The sequence below is a fragment of the Acinetobacter sp. 102 genome (assembly GCF_037028485.1).
In the GTDB taxonomy this organism is placed as follows: Bacteria; Pseudomonadota; Gammaproteobacteria; order Pseudomonadales; family Moraxellaceae; genus Acinetobacter; species Acinetobacter higginsii.
The window spans coordinates 51492-74281 of the sequence record NZ_JAZEZK010000003.1; the positions used below are offsets into that span (position 1 = coordinate 51492).

At 40.5% G+C, this 22790-nt stretch carries 20 protein-coding genes and 1 CRISPR repeat array; of the genes, 15 read left to right on the forward strand and 5 right to left on the reverse strand.

What is annotated here, in order from left to right; all coding sequences use genetic code 11:
* Window positions 1-10: 10 nt before the first annotated feature.
* Window positions 11-1069 (reverse strand): AraC family transcriptional regulator, encoded by a 1059-nt coding sequence (locus tag WA352_RS03840; RefSeq protein ID WP_033132970.1) that lies wholly within the window; start codon window positions 1067-1069, stop codon window positions 11-13.
* A gap of 143 nt (window positions 1070-1212) precedes the next feature.
* On the opposite strand from WA352_RS03840, the gene WA352_RS03845 reads away from it, so the two are divergent.
* Together WA352_RS03845 and WA352_RS03850 are read left to right on the forward strand one after the other, a co-directional pair.
* On the forward strand, window positions 1213-1983 hold the full coding sequence (locus WA352_RS03845; protein WP_033132969.1) for a 3-hydroxyacyl-CoA dehydrogenase: 771 nt from the start codon (window positions 1213-1215) through the stop codon (window positions 1981-1983).
* A gap of 150 nt (window positions 1984-2133) precedes the next feature.
* On the forward strand, window positions 2134-2706 hold the full coding sequence (locus tag WA352_RS03850; protein WP_033132968.1) for a hypothetical protein: 573 nt from the start codon (window positions 2134-2136) through the stop codon (window positions 2704-2706).
* Between the two features lie 12 nt (window positions 2707-2718).
* Here the strand turns inward: WA352_RS03850 and WA352_RS03855 are convergent, their stop codons facing one another.
* Window positions 2719-3294, reverse strand: coding sequence for a flavin reductase family protein (locus WA352_RS03855; RefSeq protein WP_004806443.1), 576 nt, complete (start codon window positions 3292-3294; stop codon window positions 2719-2721).
* A gap of 56 nt (window positions 3295-3350) precedes the next feature.
* A complete protein-coding gene (locus WA352_RS03860) occupies window positions 3351-4370 on the reverse strand; it encodes a helix-turn-helix domain-containing protein (RefSeq protein ID WP_033132967.1) in 1020 nt (339 codons plus the stop codon).
* A 278-nt stretch (window positions 4371-4648) separates the two neighbouring features.
* On the opposite strand from WA352_RS03860, the gene WA352_RS03865 reads away from it, so the two are divergent.
* The 9 genes from WA352_RS03865 (at window position 4649) to WA352_RS03900 (ending at window position 11978) form a co-directional block, all read left to right on the forward strand.
* Window positions 4649-5665 carry a lipase family alpha/beta hydrolase gene (locus tag WA352_RS03865; protein ID WP_033132966.1) on the forward strand — a complete coding sequence of 339 codons (1017 nt, stop codon included), beginning with the start codon at window positions 4649-4651 and terminating at the stop codon, window positions 5663-5665.
* A gap of 83 nt (window positions 5666-5748) precedes the next feature.
* Window positions 5749-6780, forward strand: coding sequence for a lipase secretion chaperone (locus WA352_RS03870; RefSeq protein WP_033133000.1), 1032 nt, complete (start codon window positions 5749-5751; stop codon window positions 6778-6780).
* 57 nt (window positions 6781-6837) lie between these two features.
* Window positions 6838-7281, forward strand: coding sequence for a hypothetical protein (locus WA352_RS21815; RefSeq protein WP_033132965.1), 444 nt, complete (start codon window positions 6838-6840; stop codon window positions 7279-7281).
* 58 nt (window positions 7282-7339) lie between these two features.
* A CRISPR array of direct repeats spans window positions 7340-7608; the repeat unit is 28 nt; unit sequence TTTCTAAATGACGTATGCCGTCATGAAC.
* Between the two features lie 291 nt (window positions 7609-7899).
* Window positions 7900-8628, forward strand: a complete 729-nt coding sequence (locus WA352_RS03875; protein ID WP_171526002.1) for a HesA/MoeB/ThiF family protein — start codon at window positions 7900-7902, stop codon at window positions 8626-8628.
* Window positions 8629-8684: 56 nt separating this feature from the next.
* Entirely contained in the window at window positions 8685-9983 is a 1299-nt protein-coding gene (locus WA352_RS03880; protein WP_004806458.1) for an ABC1 kinase family protein, read from the forward strand.
* Between the two features lie 26 nt (window positions 9984-10009).
* Complete coding sequence (gene folB / locus WA352_RS03885) at window positions 10010-10390, forward strand: dihydroneopterin aldolase (RefSeq protein WP_005313266.1); 381 nt, start codon at window positions 10010-10012, stop codon at window positions 10388-10390.
* Complete coding sequence (locus tag WA352_RS03890) at window positions 10347-10781, forward strand: 2-amino-4-hydroxy-6-hydroxymethyldihydropteridine diphosphokinase (RefSeq protein WP_033132964.1); 435 nt, start codon at window positions 10347-10349, stop codon at window positions 10779-10781. Before folB ends, WA352_RS03890 begins: the two co-directional genes overlap by 44 nt.
* Window positions 10782-10821: 40 nt before the next feature.
* A complete protein-coding gene (locus WA352_RS03895) occupies window positions 10822-11373 on the forward strand; it encodes a DUF2799 domain-containing protein (protein ID WP_005313269.1) in 552 nt (183 codons plus the stop codon).
* A gap of 140 nt (window positions 11374-11513) precedes the next feature.
* Complete coding sequence (locus tag WA352_RS03900; protein WP_033132963.1) at window positions 11514-11978, forward strand: hypothetical protein; 465 nt, start codon at window positions 11514-11516, stop codon at window positions 11976-11978.
* Window positions 11979-12037: 59 nt separating this feature from the next.
* On the opposite strand, the gene coq7 is transcribed toward WA352_RS03900, so the two are convergent.
* Together coq7 and WA352_RS03910 are read right to left on the reverse strand one after the other, a co-directional pair.
* Complete coding sequence (gene coq7 / locus WA352_RS03905; RefSeq protein WP_005313273.1) at window positions 12038-12673, reverse strand: 2-polyprenyl-3-methyl-6-methoxy-1,4-benzoquinone monooxygenase; 636 nt, start codon at window positions 12671-12673, stop codon at window positions 12038-12040.
* 3 nt (window positions 12674-12676) lie between these two features.
* The gene (locus WA352_RS03910) at window positions 12677-13996 is read right to left on the reverse strand and encodes an MFS transporter (protein ID WP_032858926.1); all 1320 of its coding nucleotides are present in this window, start codon (window positions 13994-13996) and stop codon (window positions 12677-12679) included.
* Between the two features lie 162 nt (window positions 13997-14158).
* On the opposite strand from WA352_RS03910, the gene WA352_RS03915 reads away from it, so the two are divergent.
* From WA352_RS03915 to WA352_RS03930, 4 genes are all read left to right on the forward strand, one after another.
* The gene (locus WA352_RS03915; protein WP_033132962.1) at window positions 14159-16873 is read left to right on the forward strand and encodes an autotransporter assembly complex protein TamA; all 2715 of its coding nucleotides are present in this window, start codon (window positions 14159-14161) and stop codon (window positions 16871-16873) included.
* 48 nt (window positions 16874-16921) lie between these two features.
* The gene (locus WA352_RS03920) at window positions 16922-21427 is read left to right on the forward strand and encodes a translocation/assembly module TamB domain-containing protein (RefSeq protein WP_033132961.1); all 4506 of its coding nucleotides are present in this window, start codon (window positions 16922-16924) and stop codon (window positions 21425-21427) included.
* Window positions 21428-21679: 252 nt separating this feature from the next.
* Window positions 21680-22162 carry a DUF4124 domain-containing protein gene (locus tag WA352_RS03925; protein WP_033132960.1) on the forward strand — a complete coding sequence of 161 codons (483 nt, stop codon included), beginning with the start codon at window positions 21680-21682 and terminating at the stop codon, window positions 22160-22162.
* Between the two features lie 102 nt (window positions 22163-22264).
* Window positions 22265-22624 carry a hypothetical protein gene (locus WA352_RS03930; RefSeq protein WP_005204329.1) on the forward strand — a complete coding sequence of 120 codons (360 nt, stop codon included), beginning with the start codon at window positions 22265-22267 and terminating at the stop codon, window positions 22622-22624.
* Window positions 22625-22790 lie beyond the last annotated feature (166 nt).

Genomic DNA, 22790 nt, shown 5'->3' on the forward strand with positions numbered 1-22790 from the left:
ATTCCTTCGATTATTCTAAATGGCCCAAACGTTTCTTTTTATTGGGTGAAGACTTTCTATAGCTGCCCGGACTGACTCCCGTCCATTTTTTAAAGGCACGATGGAACGCACTTGGGTCATGGAAATGCAAATCATCACTGATGTTCTGGATTGAATCATTGCTTTTACTGAGTCGTTCAATGGCAATATCACAGCGGATATCATTTTTAAGCTGTTGATAGCTGACACCTTCTTGCTTAAGGCGACGTTGAATAGTTGCGGTTGACATATTTAGTTGCTGTGCAATCTCTTTCAGTTCATCCCATTGCGATGGTGGCTGTAGCAGCAGTTGACGGCGGATTTGCAAGCTTAACGAGTTCTCATTTTTAAAGCGTACAATCAGGTTATAAGGTGTATGTTTGAGAAAATCCTTGAGTGCTTGTTTATCTTTTTTGATTTTATGCTTGAGATAATGCGCGTCAAACTCGATTTGATTTTGCTCGGCATTAAATTGAATGTTCTCGCAAAACCGTACCCGATAATCTTGTATTTCCACAGGTGGATGACATCTAAAACTCATTTTTTGGAAACCAATGCGCTGATCACTCAACCAGCACATCAAACTATGCACCAACATTAAATAGGTTGAATAGGTAAACATCCGTTTCGGATGCTCACGATCATGCAAGATCAGATAGGCTTTACTGCCTTTTTGAATCAGTTCACCCCGAATATCATCCAGCACCAAACTTAAAAATTTTAAAATTTCTTGGATGGCTTGCTCCAGCGTTTCGGCATTAAAAGCTAATTTTGCTAATAGGCTATAACTGCCTCGGCGCATGGGATGAGTATCCATACCAAGAAATTCATCATTCATACTTTCTGCAACTTCGACCCATAACTGCGCACATTGGGTCACAGGCACTCGCGCCTTGGAGGAAGTCAATAGTTCAGCTGAAATACCTGCGCGATTGGCGATATTGACAATATTCAACCCACGACTTGCAGCAACACTTAATGCTTCACGGATTAAAGCATTTGAAATGGTGTCCTTAGCCGAATTAAGATCGAGGTTGAGGTTTTTGTTCATATATCAATAAAATACAGGAGAAGAATGAAATCGAATGCTCAAAAGCCGCAGCAAATTTGCTACTTTTTGAAATTGTATCGGAAAAAACTTGCCTTTAGGCTTAGTTATAAAAATTTATATCTTTAATTTGATAGGAAACGTAAATGAAAATTCAGGGAAAACATTTTGTTATTACAGGTGGCGGTTCAGGCCTAGGCGCAGCAACAGCGGAATATCTAGTTGAAAAGGGGGCTTCCGTCACTTTGGTTGATATGAATATCGAAGCTGGGGAGCAACAAGCGCAGACTTTGGGTGCAGCAGCAGAATTTGTAAAACTGGATGTGACCGATGAAGCGGCAGCAGAACAGTTCTTTAAAGATGTATTGGCGAAACATGGCAGCGTTTATGGTTTGATCAACTGTGCCGGCATTGGTCCATCTGCAAAAGTCGTCGGTAAAGAAGGCGTACATGATTTGGCGATGTTCTCTAAAACCTTGCATATCAACGTGACAGGTACATTCAATATGTTGCGTTTCGCAGCGGAGGCCATGAGCAAAAATACTGTTGCTGAAGGCGATGAAGATCGAGGCGTGATTGTGAATACAGCGTCAGTGGCTGCCTTTGATGGTCAGATTGGACAAGCGGCTTATTCAGCATCAAAAGGTGCTGTGGTGGCGATGACTTTACCGATAGCACGAGAGTTAGCACGGCATGGTATTCGTGTCATGACCATTGCTCCAGGGATTATGGAAACGCCAATGTTGAAAGGCTTGCCTCAAAATGTACAAGACGCCTTAGGACAAATGGTGCCTTATCCATCACGTTTAGGTCGCCCAGAAGAGTTCGCGCGTTTAGTGGCGCATATTGCTGAAAACTCCTATTTGAATGGTGAAGTGATCCGTTTGGATGGAGCAATCCGTATGGCAGCCAAGTAAGTTTTACTTTAATTCGAAGATTATGCTCTGATTTTGTTTAAAACCGTTGTGGATCTCACAGCGGTTTTTACTTTGTTATTTGATATTGTGTCCGAATCGATTTCGTTTTAAGGTCGAATCAGAATATTGATTTGGATGATAATAACAACGATGAAAGCACTGATCTTTTTATCTGCAGCAATGACTGTGTCTTTAGCAGGTTGTGTGGGCAATATGAACCCGACGGGTGGCAACTCAAGACCGAATTATCCTTACTATGTGACACAGCAACCGATGCTGGTTAAAAAAATTCATGTTCCAGCAGGAACGACCTTGGTCTATAAGGAACAGTACTTCAAACAAGGCAAACAAGACCAGATGATGTCAGAAAATAAACTGACCGATATTCGATTGCCGATTGGTCAAAGCATTGATTGGGGTGGTGTGCCGGTCACCATGATTTCGCAGTTTTTTAATTCAGCTATGCGTGGTTATTCTGTCCATGCAAATTTTAAAAAACTAGATGCAGCTAAGCGAACCAGATTTTCTCAGTTATGGCAGAGTTGTGATGATGAGCTAGGCATCAGCATTAAGGACAGAAAGGATTGGTCATTTAATAAAGCCAATATTGCGGATGTTGAAAGCTGTAGTACCAACTATCAACGTTACTTTAAAAATGACCAAGAACAGCAGCAGTTCTTGGATCTTATGTATCGGGAATTGATGAAAATCAATGGTCAATAAAAGAGGCAAAGATTATTTGGCCTTAACTTCATCCCCAATCAGATAAAATGTACCGCCTGCAATGTAATGCAGGCTGCGCAACGCTTTACTGGCCTCTTGAAAGTGCCAATGTCCATCGCGGAATACCCGTGAATCAGCCCAAGCACCCACCACCGAGCCGATAAATAAATCATGCGCTTGTTGATTGTGTGGTTCTGGAATCACTTTACAGACCAGCCAAGCCAGACTACCTGCTACCAGTGGGACAGGAAAATCATCTTGGTAAAACAATTCAGTTTTGCATTCTTCTAACTTGCTTGGATGATCAAACTGGCTAATGCTTCCGAGTTGATGCACCATATCAATTTGCGCATAGCAGGGCACTTGTAAGGCAAAATAACCACTTTGCTCAACCAATTGGCGAGTCTTGGTACTTTTATCTAAGACCACTGTGACTTTGGCTGGAGTAAGTTCCAATGCACAAGCCCAAGCTGCGGCCATGACATTGCGTTCTTGCCCATACTGAGCAGAAACCAAAACTGTCGGGCCATGATTGAGCAGGCGATAGGCTTTAGAAAGTTCAACAGCGGTAATTTCTGACTGACTCATATAACATCCACAAGGTTGAGACATCGCTCCATTGTTACATAAACTTCAGCAAAACTTTATTCAATTTCCCAACGTTTATAGGCACGATTAAAACTTGAAAGAGAGGAATACCCCAGCTTTTTAGCCAGCTCATCTTTGGTTATAAACGGATTCAGCATCAGTTTCTTGGCTTTCTCCTTTCGGACTTCATCATACAAAGTTTGAAAGCTGATCATTTTTTCTTGCAACATCCGTTGTAGGGTTCTTTTGGTCAGGTTTAGCTTTTGAGCAACTTGATCAATACTTAGTAAGCCTTCTGTTTTATCATCAATTAGATATTTGACTCGTTGTAAAATATCTTGGGTTGTAAGTAGTTCATCCAATTCTTTTTGGCACAGTAATTTAAATTTTTCTGCGGTGAGCGGATCGGCCATACTGAGTGGCGCCTCTAGAAAAGCTGCGGCGGCAATTAAGCGGGTATAAGGCTGTTCATAACGTATTTCTGCGAAAGTTGATGTCAAAATGTCAGTAAAACGAGAAAAATAATCAGGATATTTACATTGTAGATCAACACTTGGTTTGAAATCTGGAATAAAGAAACGGACTAAATGCACAAAACCGGTCAGAAAGAAAATACAGCTAAATTCGTAGGCTTGTGTATCCGATTCATCATTAAAATTTAGTAAGGAACGATCATAGGCAATGTTGTAATAGGCGAGCTCATTTTCAACTTTAAAATTTAATTCGACAAATGAACATTGCAAGCTGACAAATTGATTAATGGTTTCAATCGCTTCTAAGGCATTTTTTGAAATGGCAACGGTGAAACCGAGTAAGCCATGCGAACTGATTTTTAATTGTGTACCTGCATAAAAACCGATGCCTTGTTCTTGTGTTAACTCAATGGTTCGGGCAATCACTTTTTTAAAAGCATTCAGACTGATCTTATCATTGAGATCAGATAGTTTTTCGATTTCAACACCAGTGCCCCAAAATAAGGTTTCAGCTGAAATATTCCATCGTGATACCACCTCACTCAGTAGGTGTGCATAAGAGCTGCTAATAAAATGCTGATTATGAAGACGGGGAATACTCATAGTGCGAAGTAAATTCCATTTTAAAGCTGATCCAATTCATTCTGAAATTAAAGCAGAGTGATGGATTTGAAAATGTACATTCATCGGAATTTTTTCAATCCAGCGTAATTTTGGCACGAATTGTTATGATTTTGGCACAGTTTGTTTTAGTCTAAAAATCACACAATATTTCGAAGGAGTATAATTTCTGCCAGTCGTTTGTATGCTCGGAATGATTCCAGATACGAAGAAAAAGACTAAATCGTTGTAATAAAAATGAAAAATGCTAGGAGCAAAACGTGAAGAAAAAATATTTAAATGTCATGACGCTAATGGCGGGCATATTGGTGAGTAGTGGATCTGTGGTACATGCAGGTTTGTTCGATTTTTTTGCACCAAAAGCATCATGGCAAAACTGTAATGTGAACTCTTGTTCAGTCGGCGGTAGCACCAGTGTTACATCAAGCTATGCAAAAACCAAGTATCCAATTCTACTTGCGCACGGGATGGCAGGCTTCTCTGCTGTTGGCCCTTTGCAATATTGGAATGGCATTACTGAGGACTTGGTGGGTAATGGTGCGAATGTCTTTGTTGCACAGCAAGCTTCTTTTAATTCATCGGAGGTACGCGGCGAGCAATTATTGCTACAGGCGAAACAAGTATTAGCGATTACAGGTGCGGAGAAAATTAACTTAATTGGCCATAGTCATGGCTCTCAATCGGTTCGTTATGTCGCAAGTTTGTTACCTAACAAAGTTGCTTCAGTCACAGCAGTGGGTGGTCCAACCAAAGGCTCAGATGTTGCAGATGTGGTTGACTCAGTGGTTAAATCACCTGTGGGCCCAGCACTTGCACCGATTATTGCGGCAGGGGTGAATGCCTTCTTCTCGTTGGTGGGGATTGGTTCAGGACATTATTATGATCAAGATGCACTGGCGGGCTTAAATTCATTAACCACTAGCGGTTCAGCAAACTTTAACCAACGTTTTCCAGCAGGTGTACCAACCACAGCTTGTGGTTCAGGAACAGAACTGGTCAATGGTGTACGTTATTATTCATGGAGTGGAACCAGTCCATTTACCAATGCTTTAGACCCGATGGATTATGCATTAACAGCAACTTCTTTACTGATTTCTGGTGAAAATGATGGTTTAGTGCCACGTTGTTCGAGTCATTTGGGCACCGTGATTCGTGACAATTATGCATTTAACCATTTGGATGAAGTGAATCAGATTCTCGGTTTAGTTGGATTCTTACAGAACCCAGTAACACCTTATCGTACTCAAGCAAATCGCTTAAAAAATCAAGGTTTATAATTCATTTACCAAAGGAGCAATCCGTTGCTCCTTTGGTTTTAACGGTTCAAACAAAGAAAGAATGATAAATAGAGCAAGGGATGATGAACGGTAAATTTTTGAATAATAAAACCATCAGTATAGTTTTAATCGTATGTTTATTGCTCTTGTTGGCTTTAATCTATTGGATATTTAAACCAGATCCTCAAAATACCCAGCAAGCACCAAATCAGCAGGCTCAATCACAGGTCTCCGAAAATGGCTTAGAGGTGAGTGCGCAAAATAATTTAAAAGGCAAAATGCCTGAATTGGCATCTTCATTGCGAGGCACCGAAATTGACTGTCCGATTCAGGTCGATGCCAATGGTAAATTGATTTTAACCGTTGGAATTCGCAGTTGTTTTGATTATTTCTTTTCCAGTTTAGGTGAAAAAACTGAAACGGAATTGATTGCCGATATTCGACAGTATCTCAGTGCGACTTTACCTGACACGGCTTCAAGTTATGCCAGTTATCTGCTAGATCAATATGTTGCTTATACTCACGCCTTGAAAAATATAAAACCGACGGGCAATTTTAAAACTGGTGATATTGATGGCTATCAAAAAGTAATTGAGCAGATGTACAAAGTACAACAGCAATTTTTTAATGCGGCTGAGATCAATGCTTTATTTGGCAATGAACGTAATTTGAACCAGTTCAATATTGATCAAATGCGTATTCATGCCAATAAAACCCTGACCGCTCAGCAAAAGGCGACTGAGTTGGCGAAATTGATTGATCAACTTCCAACAACTTTGGCTGATGGTGTTCGGGTTTCAATGCAATTTGCTGAATTGCAGCAACTGACTCAAGAGGTACGGGAAAAAGGTGGTTCCGCACAAGAGCTGCGCAATATGCGTGAAAGTCTATTAGGGCCTGAAGCGGCTGATCGTTTGGAAAAGGTTGATCAAGAAGAAGCTGGATGGCAAACGCAGGTGAATGGATATTTGGCAGCACGTGACCAAATTTTAAAAAGTGATGCGAGTGATGCCAGTAAACAACAGTCGATTAATCAGTTACGCAATCAATCATTTGGAACTAAAGAAGATCTATTGAGAGCGCAGTCATATGAAATGATGCATGATCGGAAGTAGAGTCAAAGTAATAGATGGAAATATAATCGGTAATCATTTTATTAGGCAAAGTTGAATATGTATGTGGCTGATTATATCGGTTTAGAATTAATCCAAGATATGACAGATAAGAGTTTGCCTCAGTCTGAAGTCATGGTTAGGGGAAAAAAGACAGGGGTTATGGTTGAGGGTAAAGTGTTAGAAGGTGTGGTCTGTGTATATTCGCACTGCTATCTTCTTTTCCTTAGCCATGATTGTATCTTTGAGGAAACTTTAACTTTGGCCTTAGTCGATCTGGATAAAAATATATTGTTGGAGTCATTATGGATAGGACTGGCTTATCAGACAGATATCTTTACTGGCCCGAGAATATGCAATGATAAAATCTTATTTGAATTTTTAGCCGAAAAAACATGGGTTCTTCAAGTATTACAAACAGCCAGACTTCGATTTCCTATTTCTTTAAATGCTGTGATACATCGTGGTTTTCAGTTTAAATCTTATTTCAAGTTAGAACATTAATTTATGTGACGTATGTCGTCATGAACAACCACTGCCAGAGCACGTTCTTCATTTCATGTTTCTAAATGACGTATGCCGTCATGAACAACCATTCAGGAAGATATGTTGAGTGGCCAAATTTCTAAATGACGTATGCCGTCATGAACGCCCTAATTGCGCTTTGAGCATCAAATCGATATTTCTAAATGACGTATGCCGTCATGAACTCAAAAGTGGGATTTTACAATGGTCTTGACTAATTTCTAAATGACGTATGCCGTCATGAACTATCAGCGCGGTTCGGTGATGCCGTCCCGTCTTTTCTAAATGACGTATGCCGTCATGAACTATAAAATAATGAAAATAATATAAGCTAAAACATCAGGTTATATCCAAAAAGGCAGAAATACCCAAAGTTTTTAACTGATATAGTAACTTATTGATTTTATTAAGCTGTTAAAGAGTAAGAAAAATATTGGGGTAAAAATAGCTTTTTGTCAAAAGAAAACCATGTTCGTTCCAATTTATTACTTTCCTCTAAGCATACATCGACTTAAAATCAGCATTACCTTTGATGATAAAGAAGCAAGTCACGTGTCAGACCATTTAGAAAACGAATTTGAGCTAAGCAATGAGGAAATGCATCTCTATAGTCGTCAGATTTTATTAGATGGTTGGGATATCGAAGCACAAGAAAAACTCAAACTCGCGAATGTGCTGATTATCGGAGCAGGTGGGATAGGTTGTACCAGTGCCGAGCTATTGGCACGCGCAGGTGTGGGCAAGATTACCATTGTCGATGCCGATACCATTGAAATAAGTAATCTACAAAGACAAATCGCATTTACAGCAAATGATTTAGGTCGGTACAAAGCCGAAATATTGGCTAAACATCTACAAGACATTAATCCGCATATACAGGTCAGCTATCAAAATATACGATTTGATGAAACGAATGCTGATGAACTCGTACAGCATCAAGATGTAGTCTTAGATGGTTGTGATAATTTTACAACCCGTTATCTGGTCAATGCGGTGTGTAAAAAACATCAAGTCCCACTGATCAGTGCGTCAGCCATTGGTTTTGAAGGGCAGATGTTTATGGTGGAATCGGATTCAGCCTGTTATGAATGTTTGTTTCCGAAAGAAGAGCATGCCAATGAAGGGCTACGCTGTGCAGAGTCAGGCGTATTGGCAACCACACCTGTAATGATAGCGTCATTACAAGCACATCACACTTTGCTGTTTTTAGGCTTGGGTTTGACCCCACTTAAGCAAAAATTGTTGCTTTGGAACGGCTTAAATCTATCGCAACGCATTCTTAAATTTGAAAAAGATGTAAATTGTCCAGTTTGTCAGGCAACTTGATCGGTAAATTGAGCAAAATTTGCTAAACTAATGCCATCTGTGAGGCAAGAAAGATTATGAAAAGAAATATTTTATTCGATGGATTACGATCTGTTGCACGTATTGGTGAAACAGTGGTGGTTGCAGCACAAGCAGGTGTGAAATATGCAACTGAAAAACCAAGTAACGCCAAACTTATGCGTGAGACCTTTGAATCGCTTGGTTCGACTTATATCAAACTGGGGCAATTTATTGCCAGTACGCCGTCTTTATTTCCCCGCGAATATGTTCAGGAATTCCAAGGCTGTTTAGATCAAACCCCGACTTTACCATTTAGCTATATTCAAAAAGTATTGGCCGAGGAATTTGAAGGCCGCAATCTCAATGAAATTTTCAGTTTTATTGATGAAAAACCTTTGGCTTCAGCCTCAATAGCACAAGTCCATGCCGCTCGACTAGTCACGGGTGAAGATGTGGTGTTAAAGGTTCAAAAACCTGGTGTCGAAACCATTTTATATACCGACTTAAATGTAGTGCATTGGGCGACAAAACTTTTAGAAAAAGCTGTACCAAAAATCAAGTTTGCATCGCTTTCTGAAATCGTAGATGAGATCAAAACACGTATGGTTCGTGAAGTCGATTTTATTGAAGAAGCTCAGAACCTAGATGACTTTATTCAGTACTTGAATGTGTCTGGTAATCAAGCGGCAACTGCGCCAAAAGTTTATCACCAGTTTTCGACTCGCCGTGTGCTCACTATGCAGCGTTTGTATGGTGTGTCATTGACTGACTTTGATGTGGTGAAACAATATGCCAAAGACCCAACACAGGTCTTGATTACTGCGATGAATACTTGGTTTGGCAGTTTAATGTTATGTAAGAGCTTCCATGCGGATTTACATGCAGGCAACCTGATGTTGCTTGAAGATGGCCGTATTGGTTTTATTGATTTCGGTATTGTTGGACAGCTAAATCCTGAAGTATGGACGGCATGTATGGCGTTTATGGATGCTTTACAGCATACCAATTACAACGCAATGGCTGAAAACATGCTGAAAATGGGCATGACTCATCAGAAAATTGATACCCAAGTCTTGGCTGATGATTTAGAGCGCTTATTTAGTGGTGTGTTATTGGCAGATCCGCAAGAAATTCTCAGTTCCAATCCTGCAGATTTGAATGACATCATGATGGATATGGTGGCTGTCGGTGAGCGTCACGGTATCAAATTCCCGCGTGACTTCGCCTTGTTATTTAAGCAAATGCTATATTTTGATCGTTTCATGCGTGTTCTCGCACCATATACCGATATTTATGCTGACCAACGTTTAAAAATGGTTCACAATATTGAACCTGCTTCGTTTTTAAAGCATTAATTTATTTATCGGTTCATTAGGTCATTATGGATGCCATTATAATTGAAGGGTTGAAGGTTGATACTGTGGTTGGCTGTTTCAATTGGGAACGCCAGATTATTCAACCTTTAATGCTAGATCTCACCATTCATAATGATCTATCACACGCTGCCCATTCGGATGAGCTAGAAGATACGCTCAACTATGCGCAGCTTTGTGAGCTTGCAGCCCAAGTTATACAAGAGGCGAAACCGAAACTGATTGAGCACGCTGCACAATTGGTACTTGAATGTCTATTTAGGACTTTCCCCTCGATCGAATCGATCAGTATCACCATTCGCAAACCCGCCATCATTGCACAAGCCAATGCAGTAGGAATTCGCCTTGAACGCAACAGAAACAATTTTTGCGCTCGCACTGGCGAGTAATGTCCAGCAGCAACAAAATTTCACTTTTGCCTATGAGCAGCTCGCAAGTTTGGGTACAGTGGAATTTTCTCCGATTTATGAAATTCCATGTCGAGACGGGATTGGGGCTGATTATTGGAATTCTGCCTGCCTATTAAATAGTCGCCTTTGTGTCGATGAAGTGACAGAAATCCTTAAACAATTAGAAATGCAGTCTGGTCGAGTTCGCCCGTCACATCACATCAGTTTGGATATTGATGTGATTGCGTGGGGTGAAACTTTAGATCATATGCAATTTAATCCCAAAAAGTTACCATTGGCTTTGGATGTAAAAATTCCTTTATATGATTTATGGCAGCATGCAGATTTAGCCTATCTTCAAAGCATACATTATCCTGTCATTACAATGTAATACTTTGATAAAGTAACACTATAATAATAGGAAGTTTTTTATGAAACTTATTTTAATTTTATCGACTTTAACGGTTTTACTTTCGGGTTGTGCGGCCATGAGTGTCGAGCAATGCAAAACAGCAAATTGGTTTAATGTGGGCGAAAGAGATGGCTCCGATGGGCATGAATCCCGTTTAGATAAATACTATTCTTCCTGTCAAAAAGCCAATATTGTGCCCAATCAAAAGCTATATGAACAAGGCTATCAAAAAGGTCTAGGCTATTATTGCCGACCCGAAATTATCTTTAGTGAAGCGCTCGAAGGTCGTGGCGATATTCGTGTTTGTCCAATCGAAAAACGTGAATCCTTGCGCAGTTACTACCAAGTTGCCAATGAATATTATCAAGCAGATTCAGAGTTTAATCGCTCCCAAAATGATATGAACCGTTATTTGAAAGAGCTAGAACGAAAAGATCTCTCAAGCAAAGTTCGGGATGATTATCAAAAACGTTTATATGATCTACGTATCAATAGTAGTTGGGTACAGTCACGTTATCATCAGGCTGTCAGAGATCTAGAACGCTTTAAGGCCGAACATGGTTTGTATTAAGCAGTGATGTTTGAGTGATGATTTAAAAATCCATGGCTAAGCCCATGGATTTTTGTTTGTGACGAAACACACTTGAGTTACATACGCATGTATACAGGGATGGTTAAATAGATAACAAGCGAATAATGAAGGAATTATTTATGCAAGCCAAGTTACTTATTGCTCTAGGGATTATCCTCTGTGGCAGCATGAACTCAGCCTATGCAATTGATGCCAAATATCGACAACAATTAGAACAATCGGGTTGTACCCAAGTCAGTGAAGCACAGGGTTGTGATATTAGCAAAAGCAAAGAAGAAAATAGCAAGGCGGGATTTGTCGAGCAGACGGTAGAGGTATCAAGCCCGAGTGCATCAGCAACAACGCAGCAACCACAGTGGATTGCTGAGAGATCGGATGGTTCAATATTGGCTCTGATTAAAATTGATCAACAGCAGCGGGTTTGGGTGAATGACACACGTGTTATTGCAGTAAAGAAGAATGATCAGCTAAGTTTTAGACAAGGTAAAATCGACTACACGATTTTTACAGATTTAGACAAGCAGTCGCAGAGCTTTTGGAATGACCGTTATTCAACTGATAAAGGTAAAATTGTATTTCGTTAATTTTGATCGTGTCAGTTAAAAGAAAAGGGAATTACCTCGTAATAATTCCCTTGGATAACTTAAAGATAATAACTGGTTTTAGTCATGAGTTTTGAAATGGCAGTCATGGTAATCCGTACAGGTGCTGGTAAGTCCACACCACCTGCTTCTAAGGCGGTATCGCGATGATGCAATTCATCTTCATTCATCTGGACTAAAATTTTACGTGAACGTTCATCATGTGCAGGAAGTTGTTGAATGTGTTCCTGTAAGTGTTGGCTAACTTGACGTTCAGTTTCTGCCACAAACCCCAAACTATATTTGTCGCCTGCAATTCCTGCAATTGCCCCCATACCATAAGACAGGCCATACCAAATTGGATTTAATACACTGGTGTGGCTATCTAATTCTTTTAAGCGATCTTCACACCAAGCCAAATGGTCTTGTTCTTCAATCGCGGCTTGCTGCATTTCTTCACGGACATGCGGTAGTTTTGCTGTTAATGCCTGACCGTGGTAAAGCGCTTGAGCACAGACTTCACCACTATGATTAACTCGCATCAAGCCTGCAACATGACGGGCATCACTGACACAAAGTTGTGATGGTTCATCACTGGCGGGATTCGTCCGTTGTGCACTGGTCGCGCCTGGTACCAAACTACGTAAGGCTTGATCAAAAGAATGAATTACTTTATCGAGACCTGTGTAATGACGCATAGATTAATCCTCTAAAGTATTGGGAGCATTTTCCAATAAAGGTTTTAGGCGTTTTAATAACCAAAATGAAAAAATTGCACTTAAAACAGCGGTAATGGTAAATAAGATTTTAATATCAATTTTTAAAATGCTTAAGATTAAAATTGAAAAAATTGCGGAAGAGACCATAAATACAGCATTTAAAATATTATTTGCTGCCACAACTCGTGCTCGATGTGAGCGTGGTGAATAGGCCTGCATCATGGCATAGAGTGGCACAATATAAAATCCACCACTAATGCCCAGTAAAGTCACTGCCAACATCACATGATAATAGACTGCACCGAGCGTAAACATATCTTTTAAGCTGAGTAAGTCACCCGTACGCTCAGGCACAAAGGCTAGACTTGCTGCCAGATATAGCGCGAAAACGGTTAAACCAATTGCGCCATAGGGCACCATCTTAATATTAATGTCTGACCCACCAATTTTTCGGCAAAGTAAAGAACCGACACCAATACCGACCGAGAAAAAGGTGAGTAATAGGCTCACCACATTTTCCGAAGCATGCAGGTTTTGTTGAGTTAGTTGCGGAATCTGGGTTAGGTAGGTTGCGCCATAGAACCAATACCAAGAGTTACCCAACAAAATTACAAATACGACAGGGATGCTTTTGGCATATTTAATGGTTTGAAAACTGGTACGAATAAAGTTCCAGTCAATTTTTAAATCAGGTGCGGCGACTTTCTGTGGGAGAATAAATCGACTGCATAAATAGCCTAAGCAAGCAATTGTAACGACGGTGAGACTAATCCAGAGTAAATTACCTTCAGACGTGGCAATCACGGCACCACCTAAAATCATCCCCAGTAAAATCGCAATCGATGTACCTGACTGAAACAAGGCATTGCCTGACATGAGTTCTTGTGGTTTTAGTATTTCAGGCAAAATCGCATATTTGATTGGGCCAAAACAGGTGGAATGAGTGCCCATTAAAAACAAGGCAAACAGCAGTAACCACAAGTTTCCAAGCAGGAAGCCAGCAGTACCAATTAACATGATCACGATTTCTAATATTTTAATGAAGCGAATTAGTTGCGAGCGTTCGTATTTATCTGCAATTTGACCAGCAGTCGCTGAAAAGAAAAAGTAGGGCAAAATAAATAATAAGGCAGCTAAATTATTGAGGGTACTGACAGGGGCACTTTGTTGTTGAATCCAGCCATAGGTAATAACTAACAGCAGCGCTTGCTTATAAACATTATCATTAAGTGCGCCAAAGAACTGAGTGAAAAACATCGGGGCGAACCGACGCGAAGTCATTAAGTGCTCGTCTTGTTTCATCGTGTGTTCACTTCATTGTGATTTATAAAAAAATGTGACGAACTGTAAAAATGTGATGAAATGCATGTATGATACCTATGTCTGATTGGATGAAAAATCAAAGATTTGAAGTTATTTCACCCATCAAAAACGATAAATTAAAAAACAAATTTAGAGTTTTACATGTCATCTAAAACGAAGTTTAAACAGTCGACACTGGTTCATTCTATGCATTTAATTTTTAAAATGCAGGGTTTTCCTAAACTTATTTGTAGTGGTTTCTTAATTAGTTCTTGTATATCAGTTGCTTATGCTCAAGAACAAAATTCAACTGTGCCTGAAAATCAGGCAGCTGAACAGACGGAACAACCGGTCGAATTAGCCGTTGCAGCGGCAGCGCCAACGGTTCCAGCAATCAATCTTGCTGATCAAGGGGTATTGCCTGGGCAAGACAGTTTGGCTGCATTAAAAGAACAAGAACAATCCACTAACCAAATTAACGAATTGAAACCGATTCAGTTGGATGACAATTTAGAAAATTTGCCTGTGATTCCAGTGGATCAAGGTATGGCAAATGAAATCTTCCGTGTTGCTGAAGATGCGAAAAATGAAGCACAAGCATATCGCGAAAATACGGCAAGAAATCCTGAACCTATCATTGCTGATGCATCACAGACGGAGCTGACTGAAATCAAGCAAGCGCCGCTGAATATTGACCAATTGATGGGTGAGATTCAAGCAGACAGTAAAATTGTGGTTGAGGCCAATGAAACAGGTAAAACATTAGCTGATTTGCAGCCTAAGTCTGATCAACCACAGGAAAAAGTTGGATTCTTTAAGCGAATTGTAAATCGCTTCCGACCAGAAAACTTATTAAATACCGATAAAATTCCACGTATTACAGCGGATGTGAGCGGTGCACCGCCTATTCTTGCCCTCAATATTAAGGCAAAGCTCTCAAGTTTTACTCAAGAATCATTTGAGGAATTTAATGTCGCTTTACCACAACTTCGTGCACTCACTAATCAGGCAGCACAGGCAGTCGGTTATTACAATGCAACTTATACTTTTGTAAAAGAGAGCGACAGCAAAGTTAAGGTGATTGTGGTTCCAAATGAACCCGTTAAAATTAAAGAACAAAATATTGAATTCACTGGTGCAGGCGCCAATACACCACAATTCCAAGTGATTCGCTTAATTCCAGAGCAAGATGTAGGCGATATTTTTAATCATGGTTCATATGAAGCAACCAAAACTAAAATCACCACGGTGGCTTCAGACAATGGTTATTTTGATGCATTTTGGCGATTGCATGATGTCAAAATTAGTCAGCCTGAAAAAACGGCCGAGATTAATTTAAATTATGAAACAGGTGAGCGTTATAAATTAAAGCAAGTTGAATATCGGATGAGTGATCCGAGCAAGCCTTTGCCACTCACTCAGAAGGTTTTAGATAGTTTGGCACCATGGAAAGAAGGTGATGATTATGCCTTCTGGCGTGTCAATGCATTGGCGAACAACTTAACCAACTCGCGTTATTTTAACTATACCTTGGTTGATACGATCAAGCCGGATGCCATTCAACCGCCTCTTGATTTACCACCTGACTTGCAAGCTTTGGTTGATCAGCAACGTGTGCAAGAATCACAATTGATGAGCAGTCAACAAAAAGCAGATATTGCGCGTGCAAAAATTACCTCTGCGCAAGAAGTGACGCAGGATGTCGTGGATGAATCGCAATTTTCAGGTGCTGAACCTGCACAACCTGCTTTGGCTCGTTCAATGCCAATGCCGCCTGTACATGATGATGACGATGAAGAACGTCAAAAACTCGAAGAGCAAGCACGGGTAGAACGCAAAATTCCTGTCGTGGTGACGCTGAATGCCGACCGTTTAAATAGTCTTGAAACAGGTATTGGTTATGGGACAGATACGGGTGCACGTATTCGTACTCAGTACCGCCGTGCCATCGTCAATAAATATGGGCATTCTTTCGATGCCAACGTTGAGGTTTCAGAAATCCGTCAATCGATTGATGGTCGTTATAGCATTCCTTATAAGCATCCATTAAATGACTACTTTAACCTTGTCGGCGGTTATGAACGTGAAACCCGTGACGATATTGGTCCAGATGTCAACTTATTGGTTGAATCAGCGGTACTGGGTGGTGAGCGTGTAATTAAGAATCCATTGGGTGATTGGCAACATACTTTTGGTTTACGTTATCGTTTAGACCGCCTCACCAAAAAAGGTGATGTCAATGTTGATGAATTACCTGATGCTTTTAAAGTTTCAGGAATTGATTCTGAGCAAGAATCTTTGCTATTGGGTTATGAAGCATCAAAAACCAATACCAATACCCGTTTAAATCCAACCCGTGGATTTAAACAGACTTATAAAGTCGAATTGGGGACTGAATCTTTACTCTCCGATGCCAATATGGCAATTGTAAGTGCAGGTTGGCGCTTCATCTATTCCTTGGGTGAAAATGACAATCATCAATTTGTCGGTCGTGGCGATGCAAGTTATATTTTCACCGATGACTTTAATAAAGTTCCTTATAACTTGCGCTTCTTTACTGGTGGTGATCAGTCTTTGCGTGGTTTCGACTATAAGAGCTTATCACCTGAAGAAAACGGCTATAAGATAGGTGGTCAAGCCTTAGGGGTTGGCTCTATAGAATATAATTATCAATTTAAAGATGGCTGGCGTGCTGCTGTGTTCTCGGACTTCGGTAACGCGTATGACAAACAATTTAGCAACCCAACAGAATATAGTGTGGGTGTAGGTATCCGCTGGAGATCACCAATTGGACCAATTCGATTAGATATCGCATCTGGTATTTCTAATGATAACAATCCAATTCGATTGCATTTCTTTATTGGTCCACAGCTTTAAAACTTTTTAGCCCTGTGTTTGATCAGGGCAAACAATCTCGGGTTGATTATGACGGAAGTAGAACAGCAACTTACCCCTCCAACAAAACCAAGACCACCGCGGCGCATTGCTCGAAATGTTGTGCTGATTGTGCTGATCATTCTTTTATTATTGGTCAGCTCTTTGGTTGTGATGATGTCAACGGATAAGGGGAGCCGTTTTCTATTAGACCGTGTACTTCAAAGCCAGAAAACCATTAAATACGAATATGAAAGCGGTAATCTGCTTTCAGGCATTATCTTAAAAAATGTGTTGGTACGACTGGAAGGAATTGACGTTTCTTTAGACCGTGCCGATGTGTCTTTAGGGTGGAGAGCAATTCTTAAGAAAGAAGTACACCTTAGCCATGCCGATGTTCGTAATCTAAAAATTCTTGATAAGAAACCACCATCAGGTAAACCTTTTGGATTTGATCCAATCAAACTTCCTTTTGTATTGCGTGTTGATGAAGCCAGCCTAGACCATTTGCAACTTCAAACCACAACATCTAAAGTCGATTTTAGCGATATCTATCTAAAAGATGCTTTATGGTCAGAAACAAAATTAAAGTTCAAAGACTCTCGCATGAAAATGGAGTATTTGGCCGTCCAAAATGCAACGGGAGAAATGGACTTTAGTGGAAAATATCCAATCAATGCCAAAGCAGATCTGATTATTCCATCACTCAAAAGCCTAGATATTGATGTCATTAAAGTTGCTGCTAGAGGTTCTTTAGATACCTTAAAAGTAGGAGTTGCAACACGTACCCCAGACCTGCTCACAGGTTGGGCAGTCGTCCATCCAGTTCGTGATCATGTACCGATGAATGGTGAGTTATTCTTTAAAAACTATCATTTGCCATTACTGAAAGATCAAAAGTTGTTTGTTAAGGATGGTATTGCGAAATTTAATGGGGATATCCAAAAACTGATTTTAACGTTGGATACAGACCTAAAAGGCGAGCAAGTGCCGGAGGGTCAATATACAGCACAGATGGATACTGATTTAACTCACCAATTGAATATCCGTGAGTTTAATGGCCAGTTGATGGGCGGTGTGGTCAGCTTACTGGGTTTTGTAAACTGGCATGATCATGTGTCTTGGGATGTTAAAGGTCGTTTAGAACGTTTGGATCCGAAAGACAAAACCGTACCGCAAATTGCACAAGATTTCTTGCCACCAAACTTGGATGCGAATTTAAGTTCTACAGGTTCAATGGAAAAAGGCTTGGTGCTGAACGCACAACTTGCATTTGATAAATTTGAAACTTGGGCGGTTAAGCTAGACCAAGCGGAAGAAAAAGATAATAAAGCACAACCAATGTTGCTGGATGTTTCATGGAAAGGGATTGATCGTGCTATGCCATATATTGGCTGGCTCAGTAGTGAAGAAGGTCATACTAACCTGACCTTAAATGAAGGTCGGCAAGACATCTATCTGACAACCACGATTCGTCCTCATGAACAAGCTTTGTTACCAACAGGAAAATATGATGCGCGTTTAGATGTAAAAGGCGATCTATTAGATGTGGAAAGCTTCCGCTATGAGGCGGAAAAAGGCAGCTTGTCGGGACAGGCTAAAGTTAAGTTGCCTAACGAAAAGCAACAGCTTTCATGGCAAGCTCAGCTTAAAGCTCAGGATTTTAATCCGCAAACAATTGCCGCTGCTGCACCGATTAACTTATTAAATGGTGAAATAAAAGCAACTGGTTTTGCCAAACCGAATCAACAAATTATTCAGCTTGAACAGATTGATTTAATAGGGCAATTACCACAAGACAATAAAACAGAAACGATTGCCCTCAAAGGGAAAAGTACGGCTGCCTTGATGTTTAATGACGAAAAAGCAGGTGGTGGATTTAAGAGTTTTGCAGTCAATTATGATGGCTCTTTAAATGCATTAAACCAAGGTAACGGCGTATTAAAGATTAAGGTTGCAGGTACGCCTGATTACATCAAGATCAATGAACTTAATCATGATGGTGTGGCAGGCAAAATCTATGCAACGGGTGCTGTTAATCTCAAAGATAAACTTGGCTGGGATATTGATGCCTCGCTGGTACGTTTTAAGCCGCAGTATTTTGTTTCTAGTGTCAAAGGTGAAGTCTCTGGACGAGTTAAAACACTTGGTGTTTGGTCCGATAAATTGAAACGTATTGATATCCGTCAGCTCAATGTTGCAGGTTTCCTGAATAACAAACCAATTCGTGGTCGCGGTAATCTGAGTTTATTGCTTGATTCGAACCAAGAAGGTTTCTTGCCACAACAATTCGAAGCCAACGACTTATTCTTTGCTTATGCACAGAACCAGTTGCAAGCCACAGGCAATGCGCAAAACTTACGTATTAAGTTGAATGCACCTGCCTTATATGAGCTTTACCCAGGCTTACGTGGTCGTGCATACGGTAGCTTAAATGTGCAGTCGCAGCCACGCCTAAAAGCAACTGCGAATATGATGGTTGATAATTTTGCCTTTAATGATTTGGTGACGATTCGTTCATTAAAAGTGCAAGGTGAATTACCGACTTCTGAAACCACTCCAACACAACTGACTGCAACTTTAGATCGTTTGCGTAATGGCAATCGTGAAATTGAACAAGCAACAGTAAACTTGGCAGGAACACGCAAGGCACATGTGTTGAAGGTGGAGAGCAAAAACCGTCAATCGAATTTCTATCTGCAACTTGCGGGTGGTTTTAATCCGAAGAACGACTGGTTAGGCCAATTGCAAAAAGGTAACTTTACTTCGCGTAATATCAGTTTGGTACAAAACCAAAGTGCGCCGATTATCTATACCACGGCGCAACAGGAATTGTATGTTGGTCAACATTGCTGGCAGAGTTCGAGCAGTCAGTTATGTCTGGATCAGCCTGCACGCCTTAGCAAAGCCAAAGGTAGCTTCTCCTTTATTACCAAAAATCTGGACTTAAAAGACTTTACCGCATTTATGCCTGAAGGTTTGGCGGTCACAGGTCAGCTTAATGGTTATGCCAAAGCATCTTGGGCTCAGGGTAGTCATCCGAAACTAGATGCTCGTTTAGTCACTCAGAAAGGTGAAATCGGATTGGCGGCGGATGATCCACAAGATCCTGCTACAACGGTCACTTATGATGAGTTGAGTCTGATTGCAAAAAGCATCAGTGAAGGTTTGTTGTTACGTGTTGATATGAAAACACCTGACATTGGTACCGGTTATGCCAATGTGATTGTCAACCCATATCAAGCCAATATGCCAATGCGCGGTGAAGTTGCATTTAATGATGTGCAGTTGAAAGTCTTTAAGCCGTTTATTAAAGACGTACGTTCAATGTCAGGGACTTTGGCTTTGGCTGGTAAAATGAATGGAACCTTGACTCAACCTGAGTTTGTCGGTGAGATGCGCTTGAAAAATGGCGCAATTTCGATGATCTCTCTGCCTGTGAATTTAAGCAATATCCAGCTTTATTCCTCAATACGTCAACAATCTGCCAGTATTGATGGTGCATTTAATAGTGGTCAGGGTGTTGGGCGTTTGAAGGGTAATTTTGATTGGAAGAATGACCCACATTTAAATCTGACCCTGAAAGGCGACAACCTATTGGTACGCCAAGCCCCGATGATCACGGCGATTGTAGAACCTGATTTAAGTTTGGATGTTTATCCTTTTGATCAGCGATTAAGCCTGAAAGGGAAAATTGATGTACCACGTGCACGTATTTCGATGCCAGAAAGTTCTGCAACGGTGGTGAACTTGTCACCTGATGTACGTGTGGTTCAACAAGGCCAAGACTTGCTGGCGACTTTAAAAGCGGCTAAACCGTGGGATATCCGTGCCGATATGACTGTGACTTTAGGCAACCAAGTTATTTTCCAAGGTTTTGAAAGTACCATTCCATTGGTCGGTCGTTTGCACTTATCGCAACGTGGTTTAGAAACTGCAATGCGTGCCAATGGTGCGATTGGTGTCAGTCAAAAAGTGAAGATTGAAGCCTATGGTCAAAGTCTTGATTTGAATCGAGCGATTGCACGTTTCAATGGACCATTGGCCAACCCGACGTTGGATATTGATGCCAATAAACCGGTTCAAGGTAGTATGGTCGGCGTACGTGTCACAGGTACAGCCACTGTGCCGAATATTCAGATTTATAACGATGCAGGTTTGTCTGAGCAAGAAGCCTTGAATGCCTTACTCACAGGTCGTATTAATGAAGGTAACAGTGGTTTAAGTAATACTGAAGGCTTTAAGTCTGACGTGAATAACACCATTGCTGCTGCGGGTATCAGTATGGGCTTAGGCGGTACGCGTGCCTTGACCAACCAGATTGGTCGAACCTTTGGTTTGAGTGGTTTGGCATTGGACGCACAGGGTACAGGTGATGATACGCAGGTGAGTCTGACAGGTTATATTACGCCTGATCTTTTTATTCGTTATGGTATTGGTGTATTTACCCCAGTGAATAAGTTGACCTTGCGTTATCAGATGAACCGTCGTTTATATCTGGAAGCAAGCCAGTCCTTAGAACGTGCAATTGACGTATTCTACAATTGGAGGTTCTAACTGTACGTTTAGTTTAGAATCAGAAAGAGGAATTATTTCGCTGAAATAGTTCCTCTTTTTTATGGTTGTAACACTACTTGAACCTCCCAAAAAAGCATCCACATAAAAATTAATGAGGACAGATGTGTTAATGGTCTGAGCGAATTTTTAAACAGATTTCATAGCGGATGGTTTTAGAAAACAAGAATTGTGATAGAATTAATATAAACTATTGAAAATAAACGATTTTATGACATTTTTTGGAGGAAATAAATGAAATCTGTCACTTTTGGTCAGCTTTGGGCAGTGCTTGGCTTAGTGCTCTTCAGTTCGACACTCCAAGTCAATGCCAAGGAATATTATAAGTGGGTCGATGCCAAAGGCGTCACCACTTATTCAGCAACGCCCCAACCTGTACAGAGACAAGAACCTCAGCTCGATCCAGTTAAAAAGAATAGCGCTACCACAGTACAACAGCCGACTGCTCAAACTGGAACGGCACCGAAAGAGCCAAAAATCACAACAGTGATTGCAACTACAGCAACAACACCAACCAAACCTGTAACGACGACCACAACAGCCACAAGTAATCTTACTGCGACAAGTGACGTGCTTATCGCCGTCAAAAACTGCAATGGGGTCAGATGTTGGGATATGAAAGGTAAGTCCTATAATCTCGTCGCAGGAACGACATATCTGTCTGCCAATGGAGGAAAGTGTCAAAAGTTAGGCAATAACATGCGCTGTAGCAAATGATTTGTATGTTTTTATTACGGAAAGCATGGTTTTAAAGGCTTCCTTTTGCAAAATAAACAAGTTTCAGTATGATGTGTGCATCAAATTAGCCGCAGTATGATGATGAAAAAAGTTTTGTTTATTGCAATAGGTTTAGTTTTGGCTGGTTGTGCTGAGAAAAAGCCGTTAACCCCTGAAGAACAATGGCATGGCTATTGTGTCAGTGTGGGTAACGCTGCACGTTCGATTACACTAGATCGTCAAAATGGAATTGAGCAAAAACAAGCAACGGAATATGCGGCAAAGATTGAAGATGAGACCACACGTAAGTTTATCTTTAAAATTTTGGACACAGTTTATGCACTTCCTGCCGATCAACTGAAAAAAGATCCAGAAGCATTACGTGAGAATTTAAAGAAACAGTTTATGGAAGAATGCTTGGTTACCCCACATGACAAGCTGCCTAACTATAAACTTTTTTAATGTGTATATAAAAAAGACAACACCGTTTGTCTTTTTTTATGGGTGTAATTTATTGTTTTATTAGACTTTAACCTAAGACCAAAGCGGTATTTCCAAGGGATGAACATTTCGCTATAAAATAATGGGCATCACGTAGAAATACGGTAGTTGCATTAACATTTAACGC

What these genes read in the sequence shown, in the direction of transcription:
- WA352_RS03895 (WP_005313269.1), top strand. Translation starts at nt 10,822, where the DNA reads ATGAAACTTATTTTAATTTTATCGACTTTAACGGTTTTACTTTCGGGT.
- WA352_RS21815 (WP_033132965.1), top strand. Translation starts at nt 6,838, where the DNA reads ATGTATGTGGCTGATTATATCGGTTTAGAATTAATCCAAGATATGACA.
- WA352_RS03840 (WP_033132970.1), bottom strand. Translation starts at nt 1,069, where the DNA reads ATGAACAAAAACCTCAACCTCGATCTTAATTCGGCTAAGGACACCATT.
- WA352_RS03915 (WP_033132962.1), top strand. Translation starts at nt 14,159, where the DNA reads ATGTCATCTAAAACGAAGTTTAAACAGTCGACACTGGTTCATTCTATG.
- WA352_RS03850 (WP_033132968.1), top strand. Translation starts at nt 2,134, where the DNA reads ATGAAAGCACTGATCTTTTTATCTGCAGCAATGACTGTGTCTTTAGCA.
- WA352_RS03875 (WP_171526002.1), top strand. Translation starts at nt 7,900, where the DNA reads ATGCATCTCTATAGTCGTCAGATTTTATTAGATGGTTGGGATATCGAA.
- WA352_RS03880 (WP_004806458.1), top strand. Translation starts at nt 8,685, where the DNA reads ATGAAAAGAAATATTTTATTCGATGGATTACGATCTGTTGCACGTATT.
- folB (WP_005313266.1), top strand. Translation starts at nt 10,010, where the DNA reads ATGGATGCCATTATAATTGAAGGGTTGAAGGTTGATACTGTGGTTGGC.
- WA352_RS03855 (WP_004806443.1), bottom strand. Translation starts at nt 3,294, where the DNA reads ATGAGTCAGTCAGAAATTACCGCTGTTGAACTTTCTAAAGCCTATCGC.
- WA352_RS03930 (WP_005204329.1), top strand. Translation starts at nt 22,265, where the DNA reads ATGAAAAAAGTTTTGTTTATTGCAATAGGTTTAGTTTTGGCTGGTTGT.
- WA352_RS03910 (WP_032858926.1), bottom strand. Translation starts at nt 13,996, where the DNA reads ATGAAACAAGACGAGCACTTAATGACTTCGCGTCGGTTCGCCCCGATG.
- WA352_RS03845 (WP_033132969.1), top strand. Translation starts at nt 1,213, where the DNA reads ATGAAAATTCAGGGAAAACATTTTGTTATTACAGGTGGCGGTTCAGGC.
- coq7 (WP_005313273.1), bottom strand. Translation starts at nt 12,673, where the DNA reads ATGCGTCATTACACAGGTCTCGATAAAGTAATTCATTCTTTTGATCAA.
- WA352_RS03925 (WP_033132960.1), top strand. Translation starts at nt 21,680, where the DNA reads ATGAAATCTGTCACTTTTGGTCAGCTTTGGGCAGTGCTTGGCTTAGTG.
- WA352_RS03900 (WP_033132963.1), top strand. Translation starts at nt 11,514, where the DNA reads ATGCAAGCCAAGTTACTTATTGCTCTAGGGATTATCCTCTGTGGCAGC.
- WA352_RS03860 (WP_033132967.1), bottom strand. Translation starts at nt 4,370, where the DNA reads ATGAGTATTCCCCGTCTTCATAATCAGCATTTTATTAGCAGCTCTTAT.
- WA352_RS03920 (WP_033132961.1), top strand. Translation starts at nt 16,922, where the DNA reads ATGACGGAAGTAGAACAGCAACTTACCCCTCCAACAAAACCAAGACCA.
- WA352_RS03870 (WP_033133000.1), top strand. Translation starts at nt 5,749, where the DNA reads ATGAACGGTAAATTTTTGAATAATAAAACCATCAGTATAGTTTTAATC.